Raw genomic sequence first — 13,845 nt, 5'->3', positions numbered from 1 at the left:
GATAGTAGAATATGATTTTGATAATGAAATAGATATTAAATACGTTTTTGGAGGAATGTACAATGAGTCTTCATATGAAAGTAGAGCATATGCATAAATTTCATCAATTTGAATTACCAACAGCGATAAAACATGGAATCGGCGCGATAAAACATGTTGGGGAAGAGGTAAAAAACTTGGGAGTTACAAAAGCTTTATTAGTAACAGACCCGGGGATTTATCAGGCAGGTGTGACTGCGCCGATTGAAGCATCTTTGAAGAATGCCGGCATAGAAGTTGTTCTATTCAACAAAGTAGAGCCGAATCCTCCAGTGCGTTTGATTGCAGAAGGGTCCAGTTTATATAAATCGGAAGACTGTAATGGACTTGTAGCAGTGGGCGGAGGCAGCTCAATGGATACTGCTAAAGGAATCGGTGTAGAAGCGACCCATGATGGAAGCGTACTGGATTACGAAGCAGCGGATGGGAAAAAACCGTTAGAAAATCGCATACCTCCGCTAACAACAATTCCAACAACAGCTGGAACAGGCTCGGAAGTAACGCAATGGGCTGTTATTACAGATGAAGAAAGAGAATTTAAATTTAATACAGGCGGACCATTGATTGCTGCTTATTTAACAATTATTGATCCAGAGCTGCATGTTTCGATGCCACCGCATGTAACAGCAATGACTGGGATTGACGCGTTAGCACATGCCATCGAGTGTTATACCATGCATTATGCCCAGCCGGTGACAGATGCTGCAGCATTACTTGCGATAGAATACGTCGGTAAATATATTCGACGAGCGTATTCAGATGGAAATGATCTGGAAGCACGCTACGGGATGGCACAAGCTGCGATGTTAGCAGGGTTATCCTATGGCAGTGAATCAGCAGGGGCAGCACATGCGATGTCGCAAACACTTGGAGGAATCATTCCAGTAGCGCATGGTCAGGCTGTCGCAGCGATGATGGGCCCTGTTATGGAATATAATTGGAAAGGTCACCCAGCGAAATTTGCACGTATTGCTAAAGGGCTAGGTATCAATACATTTAATTTGACGGAGGAAGAGGCAGCTAAAGCAGCTGTGAATGAAGTTTATCAATTGGTAGAAGATTTAGAGGTTCCCAGCCTAGAAGAACAAGGCGTATCACCAGATATGACCGACCGTCTTGCGAAAGAAGCAATGAAAGATCCGCAAACAATTGGGAATCCGAGAGACTTGAATGAAGAAGGTTATAAATGGATTTATGGCCGCTGCTTCAACCAGGTTGAAAAAACAATATAATATTTTTTAAGAAGAACCTCCAACAGCAGCAGGATTACGTTGGAGGTTTTACATAGAAAACAGAATATTTTAGAGTAATTTGAAGAAAACAGAGAGAGCTGAAAAGTCTCTCTGTTTTTATATGGAATGAAGCGACATCATTACCCTTTAAATTACTCCTTGCAAGCCAACGGTTAAATATTGGTTCCCAGTGTAAGCCCTCCATCTACCACAATTTCAGCACCATTACAATAAGCACTTTCATCCGAAGCGAGAAAAGCAGCTACCTTTGCGATATCGTTGGGGTGACCGAGTCTTTTTAATGGGATAGCCTCAGCTTCGTTCACCTCTAGATTGCTGTCACTCACCATATTTGTTTGAATAACACCTGGATGAATCGAATTAACTCTGATTCCTTTTGGTCCTAATTCGATGGCAGCAGATTGTGAAAGATTGGACACTGCTGCTTTGGAAGCTGCATAAGCCGCTGCATCATTGATTGGAGAAAAAGCAGAGATAGATCCATTATTAATAATGGATCCTTTTTGCTGTGTCTCCATGTAGGGTGCGACTGCCTTTATCCCCATAAAGACACCGAGCTGATTCACCTGGATCAACTGATGAAAATCCTCTGCAGTCGTCTCTAATAAAGGTTTTTTAATGAATATACCTGCATTGTTCACCAGTACATCTATTTTATTATAGGCTTGAATAACAGTTTCAATGGCTGCTGCCCAATCTGTTTCTTTTGTTACATCTAATTGGACAGGAAGACTCTTGCTTTGCCCCATTTCGCAGGAGAGAGCCTTCGCATCCTCAAAGTTTCTTGCCCCTACGATAACTTTTGCACCAAGAGAAGCGAAGTGTTGGACGATACCTTTCCCTTGCCCACGATTTGCTCCAGTTATTAATACAACTTGATCTTTTAAATTTGGCATAATTTCTCCTTTAATGTTGATTGCTTTCTATTTGAATTTATCACAGTTTGTCTATTAGTAAAAATGCATCTACTTAGCCGAGAGAGATGGGGCTAATAATCAGATAGACGAATCCTTTATATTAGCAGAATCCTAACCGTTATTTTGAATTTTATTGAATTTTTTATAAAAAGGTTTTAAAATATTTATTTATAAGATAAAGTATAGGAAAATACTAACACGAAGTTTTTAAATAATTTTATTAATATGAAATACTATAAAAAATCAGGTGATATGTACTTAATCGTCGCCTGATTTTATTAGGTATGTCAATAAAAAAACATGTATTACTTTATGTGGTTGAGTAGTTAGTAAATATCTATGTCATCATGCTAGCATTATCCGGTAATTGTTTCATTTTTGTTGTAAATATAAGAGCCGGCTTCGAAATAGAAATACTCGAATCTCTTCTTAACAAAATAAAAATCACTCTCAGAGGAGGGATAATCATTGAAACAAGGAACCATTAATATCCTTTTAGTAGTATCAATTATTTGCATATCCTTATCAGCGATCTTTGTAAAATTATCGGATGCACCTTCTACCATTATGGTAATGTATCGGATGTTTTTAGCTTGTTTGTTAATTCTTCCTATCGTGTACAAATACCGAAAATCCTTTTTAAAGATTAAAAGAAAAGAATGGGCAGCTATTTCCTTTGCCGGAATCTTTCTAGCGGGTCACTTTGGATTATGGTTCGAATCATTAAATCATACGACGGTGGCAAGCTCTACCTTGATATTGGCACTGCAGCCTGCAATTGCTTTGGTTGGAGGTCTGGTTTTCTTTAAAGAAAAAATAGATATCCGTACCGTGGCAGCAATGGGGATTGCATTTGCCGGCGTGGTTGTTGTCGGAGGCGGAAGTTTTGGCGGCGGCAGCGGAGCCTTGCTAGGAAATATTTTATCTTTTCTTGCTGTCGTTTCTGTAGTGCTGTATTTAATGATCGGTCAACGAAATGTAAAATCTATCAATCACTGGGTGTACAGCTTTTTAGTATTTTTGGTGGCAGGGATTACTGTAGCCGTGTTTAATCTGATAGGCGGAATAGCTTTCACTGGCTATAGTGGGAATGATTGGATGGTTTTCCTGATGCTTGCTATTTTTCCGACCGGGGCACATATTATTTTTAATCTGCTATTAAACTATGTTAATACAACAACAGTTTCAATGAGTACATTAGGAGAGCCAATCGGTGCTTCCATACTGGCTGTTATTCTTTTGAATGAGGTGCTTACTTCGGTGGAAATGATAGGCGGCGTACTAATTATTGCCGGAATATTTTACTTCCTGCGATTACAGGGCGGTTCGAAACAAGCAGTACCAAAAGAACCGGAAAGCCTGTAAAGTCAAACTTCGCTCGGCGGAGGTTACGATCGGTTCACCATGATAGATAGGGTGTCATTTCCTTCCCGCGGCTTTTATAACCAGTTAATCTACGGTAAAATGAGTGAGCGGATAGTCTTTCATTTCGTTTATCCGCCCTAACGAGGAAGTTTTGATACGAGGAGTGAATGAGATGAAAAGAAGTCCAAGAGTCTGTGTTGTTGGAAGCATCAATATGGACATGGTGACAACAACAGATAAAGTACCTGAACAGGGGGAAACGGTTCTTGGTGAATCGTTTACAACCTATCCCGGCGGCAAAGGAGCAAACCAAGCGATTGCAGCAGCCAGACTGGGAGCAGATGTTGTTATGGTAGGAGCCGTTGGTGAGGATGCTTTTGGAAAAAGCTTAAAAGAACGTTTCCGAAACGAAGGTGCAGATAACGAAGCAATTATTGCTGTTCCTCATGAATCTACCGGCGTTGCCTCCATTATTGTTTCGGACGGGGATAATCGAATTATTGTTGCCCCGGGTGCCAATAAATATGTCACACCTGATCTGATACAAGAGAAACAAGATATAATTCTGTCCAGCGATATTATTTTAATGCAATTTGAAATACCGATGGAAACCATTGAATTTACGGTAAACCTTGCGTATGAGCATCAGATTCCTGTAGTTATTAATCCGGCGCCATTTGCTGATATTTCAGAGACAGTGGCAGAGAAGGCAGCATTTTTAACACCTAATAATTTGGAACTCTCGGAAATGAAGCAGTCGATAGATACTTCCTTGATAAAAGGGAAAATCATTGAAACAAGAGGAGAGCATGGTGTTGTATTTACCCTGTCAGATGGAGAAGAGAAAAAAGTTCCTTCCTTTAAAGCAGAGGTGAAAGATACGACCGGAGCAGGAGATACGTTTAATGGTGCTTTTGTTACGGAATATGCAAAAGAAAAGAATATTGAAAAAGCCATTCTGTTTGCGAATGCAGCCGCATCATTGGCAGTAGAAAAACGCGGTGCGCAGGAAGGGATGCCTGCCAGGGCAGCAGTTGTCCAAAGAATGCAGGAAGCAGACAGGTAAGCGAAAATTTCAATCGATTGAGTGAAAAAGAATAGAGGTTATTTTCTTCTATGGAAGAAGCGATCATCGAGCTGTTTAGTGTAAAATGCTGACAGCTTTTTTTGACAGTTAAAAAAGTATAAACTTTCCTACTGCATAAGTGTAACTAAGGTTGTCATCTAAAGGCGTGGTGACAGCCAAGTTTTCTAATGTGTAAATAAAGATATTAATTTTATTTTTTGAAAACGCTTGCAAAAACATCTTTTTTCAGTATAATTAGTGATAGCAATATTCCAAAAAGTATAAATAATTCCACGAGTTTGAACAACTTCAAATTTTTATTAATTCATTTATCAAATTTTCATTCCTTATAGAGAGCTAAATAAATGTCGTTTTACTTTATAAATGAGAACGGGAGGAACACGAATGGCAGAAATCGTCCTCGAACTAAAAGAGCTGCATACCCATTTTTTTACGGAGAGCGGAGAAATACCTGCTGTCAACGGCGTAAGTATTAAAGTCCATAAGGGGGAGGTCGTCGGGATTGTTGGAGAATCAGGCAGCGGAAAAAGTGTCACTTCACTTTCGGTAATGAACCTGATTCCCAGCCCGCCAGGAAAAATTGTAAGCGGGGAAATGAATTTTAAAGGAGAAAATCTTGTAAAAGCTTCCGAGAAACGAATGAAAAAGCTGCGGGGAAATGAAATATCCATGATCTTCCAAGAACCAATGACATCTCTCAACCCATTATTTACAATAGGGAATCAGCTTATTGAAGCGATTCGGCTGCATCAAAAAATAACAAAAAAAGAAGCACGAAAAAAAGCGGTCGATATGTTGCAGCTTGTTGGCATACCCAGAGCGGACGAGGTTGCAGGGGAGTACCCGCATCAGTTATCCGGCGGGATGAGGCAGCGGGTGATGATTGCGATGGCGATGTCCTGTGATCCGGAATTATTGATTGCAGACGAGCCCACCACGGCGCTTGATGTAACGATTCAAGCGCAAATCTTAGATTTAATGCGAAATTTAAATAAGGAAGAAGATACAGCTATTTTGCTGATTACGCACGATTTAGGCGTTGTTGCAGAAATCTGCGACAGAGTAGTGGTGATGTACGCCGGACAAATAGTTGAAGAAGGGACAACCAGAGAAATATTAAAAGACCCCGAGCATCCCTACACGCAAGGACTGATTAAGTCACTTCCTAACATGCATGAAAGAGAACAGCAATTATATTCCATTCCAGGTGTGGTGCCGAAGCCAAAAATGAACAGCGTCGGATGTCATTTTGCGCCAAGATGCGAATTTGCTTTTGAACGTTGTTTTCAGGAGAATCCAGGTCTTTATGCTTTGGGTAATCAACGTCAGAGCAGATGCTTTTTACATGAGGATACAGAAGGGAAGGTAAAAAAGCATGCAAAAGCCGATATTGGAAGTTGATGGTCTGAAGAAATATTTTGATATTAAAGGTGGACCTATAGGGAGAAAAGTCGGCGAGGTAAAGGCGGTCGATGATGTATCTTTTACGGTGATGGAAGGGGAAATCCTGGGTATCGTAGGAGAATCAGGCTGTGGAAAATCCACCACAGGAAAGTCCATTTTGCGCCTGATTGAACCGACAGAAGGCAAAGTGAAATTTCAGGATCAGGATATAACCAGCTTAACGAACAGCGAAATGCGCCGTTTGCGAAAAGATATGCAAATTATATTTCAGGACCCTTACGCTTCTCTGAATCCGAGGCATACGGTAGAAAAAATAATTAGTGAGCCATTGCTGGTGCATGGAATGACATCTGCAAAGCAGCGGCTGGACAGAGTAGGCGAACTTTTAGAAGTAGTAGGCTTGAGTCCTTATCATGCGAAAAGATATCCGCATCAATTCAGCGGAGGGCAAAGGCAGCGGATCGGCATCGCGAGGGCGCTTGCCAACAATCCTAAACTGGTTATATGCGATGAGCCGGTTTCCGCATTGGATGTATCGATTCAATCACAAATACTTAATTTAATGGAAAAACTGCGGGATGAATTTAACTTGACTTATATTTTTATTGCGCATGATTTAAGTGTGGTCAAGCATATCAGTGATCGCATCGGTGTGATGTATTTAGGGAGAATGGTTGAGCTTACAGAGAAAAACAAGCTCTATGATAATCCGAAACACCCTTATACGCAGGCGCTGCTTTCTGCCGTGCCGCTTCCTGATCCAGATATGCCGAGGAACAGGATTATTTTGAAGGGGGATGTACCAAGTCCTGCCAACCCGCCTTCTGGGTGTGCTTTTCATACAAGGTGTCCGCAAGCGATGGATATCTGCAAAGAAGTAAGGCCGGCTTTTCAGCCTGTGGAAGATAATCATTTTGTTGCCTGTCATTTATATAAATAAACGGGATGACAAAATATGAATCTTATAAAACGAAACTTCATGCAGCGGGAGGTTTTTCTTCTGCATGGGACAGCAATTACTCGTTCCATCGAAAATCGCTGTGAGTGGATTGATCCAGGGAGTTAGCGGCCGTGAATTACCGCCTGAACAAATTTATTTTTACTTTTTATTTTGAAGCGGGAGTTTTACGGACGATTCTTCATGATAAATTAACAAAATATGAGGGGGGAAAGCAATGAAGTTGAAGTTCTCAATTTTTATTGTCTGGCTGCTTGCCATTTTCTTGGTACTGGCAGCATGTTCAGGTGATGGCGGACAAAATGGGGGAGAATCGGAAGAAGGCAGTGATCCAGATGCTGCAGAAGAAGCAGAAGCGGATACTGGAGATGCGGAAGGAGATCAGGTGTTGATATTCGCCCGGGGCGGAGATTCAGAAAGTCTTGACCCGGCAAGCACCACGGATGGAGAATCCTCACGTATTACCAAGCAAATTTACGAAAGCCTTTTGGAATTTGATAAGGAGTCCTTTGAAGTTCTGCCTGGACTAGCCCATGACTGGGAGGTTTCTGAGGATGGGTTAAGCTATACTTTCTATTTAGAGGAGGGCGTAACCTTCCATGATGGAACAGAGTTTAACGCCGAGGCAGTCAAGGTCAATTTTGAACGCTGGGCAGATCCTGATCATGAGTATGCTTTTGCTGATGACGGCTATGTCTATTCCATGTACGGTACGATGTTTGGCGGGTTTCTAGGTGATGAGAATCATGTTGTTGAAGAGATCAATGTAGTAAATGATCATGAAATCGAATTTGTGTTAAGCCAGCCTCTGGGATTCTTCCTGCAGAATATGGCGATGACTTATTTTCCGATTACTTCCCCGGCGGCACTGGAGGAATATGGTCCAGCCATTAACGAAAATCCTGTTGGGACAGGACCATTTGAATTTGTCAGCTGGGCAAAAGATGATTCCATTGTACTTGATAAATTTGATGATTATCGTATAGAGGGACTTCCGAAGCTCGATCGCGTTGTATTTGAAGTCATTCCAGATAATGCTGCCCGTTTGATTGCGCTGCGTTCTGGTGAAATCGACATTATGGATGGATTGAATCCAGATGATGCAGCAGGCGTGGAAGCAGATGAAGGGCTGGAGCTTTATGAGCGGGCTGAGAATAATATTGGCTATGTAGGGTTTAATGTTCAAAAAGAGCCATTCGATAATAAAGATTTAAGACATGCAGTCAGTCATGCCATCGATAAAGAGGCTATTGCGGAGGCTTTATATGCTGGCTATGCGACTCCTGCGTCCGTTCCGCTACCGCCTAGCTATATGGGATATAACGATGAAGTAGAGAGCTTTGAGTACGATCCGGACACGGCTAGGGAACTGTTGGAGGATGCCGGTTATGCAGATGGATTGGAAATCGAATTATGGACGATGCCTGTAGCTAGACCGTACATGCCTGATCCAGAGACCGTTTCGGAAATTATTCAGAACAACCTGGAGGAAGTAGGTATTACCGTTACGATTGTCAGAGAAGAGTGGGCTCCATATTTGGAAAAAACAATGAATGGCGAACATCAAATGTATATGCTGGGCTGGTCAGGAACAAATGGAGATCCGGATTACTTCCTTAGCAGCTTATTGCATGGAGATAATGTCGGAAGCAGCAACCGGGAATTCTATGATAATGATGAAGTGGATGAATTTTTAAATCAAGCGAAATTATCCATTGACCAGGATGAACGGGCGTCCTTTTACCAGCAGGCACAGGAACTTATTGCTGATGACGCACCAATGGTTCCTTTAGTGCATTCCAGACCGGTGCTTGCCACAACAAATGCTGTAGAAAATTATGTACCGCATCCATCGACAAGTGAATCGTTAGCAGAAGTAGAGCTAGCAAATTAATTAGCAGTAAATGAAGGAGACTCTTTCGCCAGTCAACGTTCTGTCCTCTTCCTACAATCAGCAGGTAGCAATCATAATGGTATTTCTGATTCATTGGAAAAGAGGCCAGATTTTTCTGGAGAGAGTCTCCTGTTTACATTTCACATACATAAAGAAGAATAGAGGTGAAATAATGGTTTCCTATATTATCCGACGATTATTAATGATGGTTCCCGTGTTGATTGGAATGACATTAATCACCTTCTCCATTGTTCATTTGATTCCAGGAAACCCGGCTCAGGTGATACTCGGAGAAACCGCTAACCAAACAGCCATCGCAAATTTGGAAGAAAGCATGGGACTGAATGAACCTTATCTGACGCAATATGGAATATATGTCAAAGACCTGCTGCAGGGGGATTTGGGAACTTCTCTGCGCTCCAATGCGGAAATATCTACAGAAATCTGGCCGTATATCGCTGCTACATTTGAATTAACTATTTTCGCTATGCTTTTTGCTATTTTTATAGGAGTCAATGCAGGCATTATCAGCGCTTGGAAACAGAATTCCTGGTTTGACTTTCTTGCGATGTTATTTGCTTTAATTGGCGTTTCTATACCTGTTTTTTGGCTTGCGCTAATGGAGCAATGGATTTTCGCGCAGGAACTTGGATGGTTTCCGGCTTATGGCAGGCAGGACAACAGGGACCCGATTGCTCCTATAACTTATTTATATGTACTTGATTCTTTCATTCATTTGGATTTTTCCAGAGCAGGGACGATATTGAAGCATTTAATTCTGCCGAGTATCGCGCTTGGTACCATTCCGATGGCGATTATTGCCAGAATGACGAGGTCGAGCATGCTGGAGGTGATGAAGTCGGATTATATTCGTACAGTGCGTGCAAAAGGCTCCGGACAATTTCTTGTCATATACAAGCATGCATTAAAGAATGCATTGATACCAGTGTTAACGGTTATTGGCTTACAGACAGGAGTTTTATTAGGCGGAGCTATTTTAACCGAAACGATTTTCAGCTGGCCCGGTATAGGGAGATATGTATTTGAAGCAATAAGCTATCGAGACTACCCGGTAATTCAATCTGGCATTTTAGTTGTTGCATTTATTTTCGTCATCATTAACCTTGTTGTAGATATTCTATATAAAATCATTGATCCAAGGATTAATTATTAGGGGGGAAGCTGTGATGAAATTAGATGAACGAAAGCCGGAAGAAATCGAACAGCAAATAACAAGCCCCGTTAATAGAGACGACCGACCGGATGTGGAGCAGATAGAAACTGTCTCGCCTTGGAGAGATGCATGGAGGCGCTTGAGAAAAAATCGTTTTGCCATGGCTGGTATGATTATTATTCTCTTTTTTCTTATACTTGCGCTTATTGCGCCGCTTCTTACTTCCTACTCTTATTATGAACAAAACCTGGCCAACCGGCTGCTGCCTCCTTCTGGCGAGCATTGGATGGGGACCGATGATTTGGGGAGAGATATACTTACCAGAATAGCATATGGAGCAAGGGTTTCGTTGCAGGTTGGCTTTTTTGCAGTAATAGGTGCTCTGGTTTTTGGGACATTTCTTGGAATTATTGCCGGCTATTTCGGCCGCTGGGTGGATATGATTATCTCCAGAATATTTGATATTCTGCTGGCCTTCCCAAGTATTTTACTTGCAATTGCCATTGTTGCTATTCTTGGTGCTTCTTTGCAAAATGCATTGATTGCGATTGCCATTATTAATATACCTATATTCGGAAGGATTGTGCGCTCCCGAGTAATTAGTTTACGGGCAGAGGAGTACATTATGGCTGCTAAGGCACAGGGAATGAAGAATGGCAGAATTATTTTTCATCATATTTTACCGAATAGCATCACGCCGATTATTGTGCAGGCAACGCTTGGATTTGGAACTGCCATATTGGAAGCGGCAGCACTTGGTTTCCTCGGACTCGGCGCCCAACCTCCGACACCGGAATGGGGGCAAATGCTTGCCAGTTCCAGAGAGTTTATTCAGCTGGCCCCATGGACGCTTATTATGCCAGGAGTTTCTATTATGCTTGTTGTTCTTGGTTTTAACTTGGTTGGGGATGGCTTGCGCGATGTCCTGGATCCTAAAATGAGGAATTGATGCTGCTGTTTGCTCGTGTTTGTTTAAGAACGATGCTTGGTAATGTGTAAAGCAGAAGTATTTTATGACAGGCATTATGTTATCGTTTTTGCTATATATAAGCTGCCTTTGAGAAGAATGTTTATGCGGAGAACCGTTCGTAAAACTCTCACTGAGTGAAATTTCGTTTTATAAAAAGTATAATAAAAGCCCTCCTCTGCTCTAGAAAATGTGACTTTCCTTGCAGAGGAGGGCTTTTATTTAAACTGAGCAGTTCTATTCAATGTTGATTCCGCCATTACTTGTACGTGCTTTAATCAGTGTTTCTCCATCACCGTACGTGACATCCCAATCCTTTGAATCGAATACACGAATTCTTCCGTTATTCGTCCGTAAATCGAAGGTGGCATTTTCAGGCTTCTGTTCAGAAATAATCGTGATTTTTCCATTACTGGTTTGCAGGTCCATTGGAGTATCGAAGCTTTCAGTATCGATATGGATAGCTGCGTTATTCGTTTTGGCTTTCATTTCCCCGGAAATATCTTGCGCTTCTACTTTTCCATTTGTAGTTTCCACATTCGTATTTCCTTGTATAGAAGCAAGCTCGATTTTTCCGTTATTCGTATTTGCTGTTACCTCACCAACGATATTTTCTAAAGTAATCTTCCCGTTGGAGGTGTTTAAATTAGTATCGCCCTGCACATTTTGAAGTTCTATCTTTCCATTAGATGATTGTATATCGAGGAAGGAAGTTTCTATGTTCTCTCCTTCGATTTTTCCATTGCTTGTATGAAGCTGTAACGCATCGATTTGTAAATCAGCAGCATTTATTTTGCTATTCGTTGTTTTTACTTCCATTTTCTCCATCATGTCATCAGGAACAAAAATATCTAATGCAGCATTTGAATGAAACATAAAATCGAAATCAAAGAAGGGAAAGGAGGTTTCTTTGATTTGAATCGTTAGCTTTTCTCCATTAACTGAGGTGCTGAGTTCTTGCGTTTCACTCTTTCTCCCCGTTGTCGTATATTCAGCGATTGGCTCTTCGACATGAGCCGGCTGGAGACGGATTTGTGTATTTTCTGCATCGACTTCAATCTCAGTAATTTCATCAGCATCGAAAGGGATAGATTCTGATTCTTCATTGAAAGCAGATTCCTTGTAAGAGGAAAAAGTAGCAGCCATCCCGATAATTCCAATAAGAAGCAGGATAACAGCTAAAATAATAATTCGTTTTACATTTATCATGAATGGCTTTCTCCTTTCGCCAGGCGGACATTGAACCCGATATATTTAGAAAATAGACGGATAAAAGCATTTGTAATATAATTTGCAGCTATAAAAATGAATAATCCAGAACCGGCAAATGTAATGGAAGTAAATAATTCAAATAAATAAAATGATTCAGGGTGGATAATCCATTGCACGCCCGCTATCAGCAATTGGGCAACAAAAGAAAAAGCAGTTACCCATGCAGCCAGAATAATTCCGGCAATACCCACAGAAGGACCAAGGACAATAATCAGATTGAAGAAAAAGAGTCCTATGATGATGCCTGTTCTCCGGAGGTGACTCTGTTCACTATGATTTACTTGCACTTTTTCAAATTGCTGCGTGAATTGTAGTTCATTCGCAATCTGCTGTGGAGAACCCAGAGAGCGAACTATTTCCTCATCCGTTTTTCCTTCTGCTCTTCCCATTTCAAAATGTTCTTCAAAGTCTTGAATGATTTCTTCTTGTTCTTGTGACGATAAGTCTTGTAAATAAACCGTGAGTTCCTTTAAAAAGTCTAACTTATTCATTACTTTCCTCCTTCATTAACGAATCAACGCCTCGTGTAAAATTCTCGTATGCTTCTTTAAGCTCCAGGAGATAACCTTTGCCTTCATCCGTTAAATGATAATATTTTCTGCTTGGTCCTTCTGTAGACTCTTTAAGATAGGTTGTACAGTACCCCTGTTTCAATATCCGGCGTAATACGGGATAAACCGATCCTTCTGATATTTCAATTTTATTCGTAATCCGTTTAATCAATTCATAGCCATAGAAATCTTGCTTATCAAGGAGCACTAGTACACAAAGTTCAAGAACCCCTTTTTTAAATTGTGCATTCAATAAAGTCACCTTCTTTATAGGTAAGCTGATAAAACGAACCTTCATTCAGCGAGTTTTTTACGGACAATTCTCCGTGATAAATTTAACTATAGCATGTTGTTTAGTACTATTCAATAACAAGTAGTGCTTTAATTATCTTATTATAGAAAGGAATTTGATGTGATAGATTTTTAATCGCAGTGTAACTGGCTTTAGGGCACTTCGTTTAAGGAAAAAGAATGCCCCGTTTTTAAACAGAAAACTTTACAGCCGGTAATCGTCCTCTCCATTTCAAATAGAAACGACCTTGATGGGGCGAGTAATCGCAGTCCCAACGGTCTTGACGGGACGAGTTACTGCGCTTTTGGTCTCAAATAAGGCATTTTCTGAAAAACTAGTATTAAAAAATAAAAGATTTTCAAATCTTCCTTTGGGGAGAAATTACTATCTATATATAGAAGATAGCTGAATTGATGAATGGAGGGTAAGTGACTTCGCTGCGATGGGGAACAGAAGTTATCTGTATTAATGAAAGAACAAGTGCTTATATTTATAAAGAATAGTTTGATTATAATTTTTGGATGATTTTTTCTTGCAACAATGAAAAGGACATGCTATAGTATTAAAAGTCGATTGATTGCACGAGCGATTGAGAGATTGATTGAAAAATATATTTAAAAAAGTAATTGCATCGATTTAAAAGATGTGTTACTATATAAAAGTTCGCTTATA

At 40.7% G+C, this 13,845-nt stretch carries 12 protein-coding genes; 8 read left to right on the top strand and 4 right to left on the bottom strand.

What is annotated here, in order from left to right; genetic code table 11:
* Window positions 1-62 precede the first annotated feature (62 nt).
* Window positions 63-1,271, top strand: a complete 1,209-nt coding sequence (locus ACZSMY_RS21290) for an iron-containing alcohol dehydrogenase (RefSeq protein ID WP_042532486.1) — start codon at window positions 63-65, stop codon at window positions 1,269-1,271.
* Window positions 1,272-1,444: 173 nt separating this feature from the next.
* Here ACZSMY_RS21290 and ACZSMY_RS21285 read toward each other — a convergent pair whose 3' ends face one another.
* Complete coding sequence (locus ACZSMY_RS21285) at window positions 1,445-2,188, bottom strand: SDR family NAD(P)-dependent oxidoreductase (RefSeq protein ID WP_465148275.1); 744 nt, start codon at window positions 2,186-2,188, stop codon at window positions 1,445-1,447.
* A 489-nt stretch (window positions 2,189-2,677) separates the two neighbouring features.
* On the opposite strand from ACZSMY_RS21285, the gene ACZSMY_RS21280 reads away from it, so the two are divergent.
* The 7 genes from ACZSMY_RS21280 to nikC all read left to right on the top strand — a co-directional run bounded on the left by ACZSMY_RS21280 (window position 2,678) and on the right by nikC (window position 11,040).
* Entirely contained in the window at window positions 2,678-3,574 is an 897-nt protein-coding gene (locus ACZSMY_RS21280; protein WP_042532489.1) for a DMT family transporter, read from the top strand.
* Between the two features lie 172 nt (window positions 3,575-3,746).
* Entirely contained in the window at window positions 3,747-4,640 is an 894-nt protein-coding gene (locus ACZSMY_RS21275; RefSeq protein WP_193065060.1) for a ribokinase, read from the top strand.
* A gap of 405 nt (window positions 4,641-5,045) precedes the next feature.
* The gene (locus ACZSMY_RS21270) at window positions 5,046-6,062 is read left to right on the top strand and encodes an ABC transporter ATP-binding protein (RefSeq protein ID WP_256705816.1); all 1,017 of its coding nucleotides are present in this window, start codon (window positions 5,046-5,048) and stop codon (window positions 6,060-6,062) included.
* A complete protein-coding gene (locus ACZSMY_RS21265) occupies window positions 6,037-7,005 on the top strand; it encodes an ABC transporter ATP-binding protein (RefSeq protein WP_256705817.1) in 969 nt (322 codons plus the stop codon). Before ACZSMY_RS21270 ends, ACZSMY_RS21265 begins: the two co-directional genes overlap by 26 nt.
* Before the next feature lie 235 nt (window positions 7,006-7,240).
* Window positions 7,241-8,917: an ABC transporter substrate-binding protein gene (locus ACZSMY_RS21260; protein ID WP_256705818.1), complete on the top strand. Its 1,677-nt coding sequence runs from the start codon at window positions 7,241-7,243 to the stop codon at window positions 8,915-8,917.
* Between the two features lie 172 nt (window positions 8,918-9,089).
* Window positions 9,090-10,091, top strand: coding sequence for an ABC transporter permease (locus ACZSMY_RS21255; protein ID WP_042532499.1), 1,002 nt, complete (start codon window positions 9,090-9,092; stop codon window positions 10,089-10,091).
* A 13-nt stretch (window positions 10,092-10,104) separates the two neighbouring features.
* On the top strand, window positions 10,105-11,040 hold the full coding sequence (gene nikC, locus ACZSMY_RS21250) for a nickel transporter permease (RefSeq protein ID WP_042532501.1): 936 nt from the start codon (window positions 10,105-10,107) through the stop codon (window positions 11,038-11,040).
* A 255-nt stretch (window positions 11,041-11,295) separates the two neighbouring features.
* Here nikC and ACZSMY_RS21245 read toward each other — a convergent pair whose 3' ends face one another.
* From ACZSMY_RS21245 to ACZSMY_RS21235, 3 genes are read right to left on the bottom strand one after another with little or no spacing between them, the layout of a single operon-like run.
* Window positions 11,296-12,267, bottom strand: coding sequence for a DUF4097 family beta strand repeat-containing protein (locus ACZSMY_RS21245; RefSeq protein ID WP_193065056.1), 972 nt, complete (start codon window positions 12,265-12,267; stop codon window positions 11,296-11,298).
* Window positions 12,264-12,821 carry a DUF1700 domain-containing protein gene (locus tag ACZSMY_RS21240; RefSeq protein ID WP_465148274.1) on the bottom strand — a complete coding sequence of 186 codons (558 nt, stop codon included), beginning with the start codon at window positions 12,819-12,821 and terminating at the stop codon, window positions 12,264-12,266. Before ACZSMY_RS21240 ends, ACZSMY_RS21245 begins: the two co-directional genes overlap by 4 nt.
* Window positions 12,814-13,134, bottom strand: a complete 321-nt coding sequence (locus tag ACZSMY_RS21235; protein WP_465148273.1) for a PadR family transcriptional regulator — start codon at window positions 13,132-13,134, stop codon at window positions 12,814-12,816. The genes ACZSMY_RS21240 and ACZSMY_RS21235 overlap by 8 nt, the downstream gene beginning before the upstream one ends.
* Between the last annotated feature and the right edge of the window lie 711 nt (window positions 13,135-13,845).

Source organism: Oceanobacillus sp. B139/18 (genome assembly GCF_055524595.1).
This window is presented reverse-complemented; position numbering and strand designations above follow the sequence as displayed.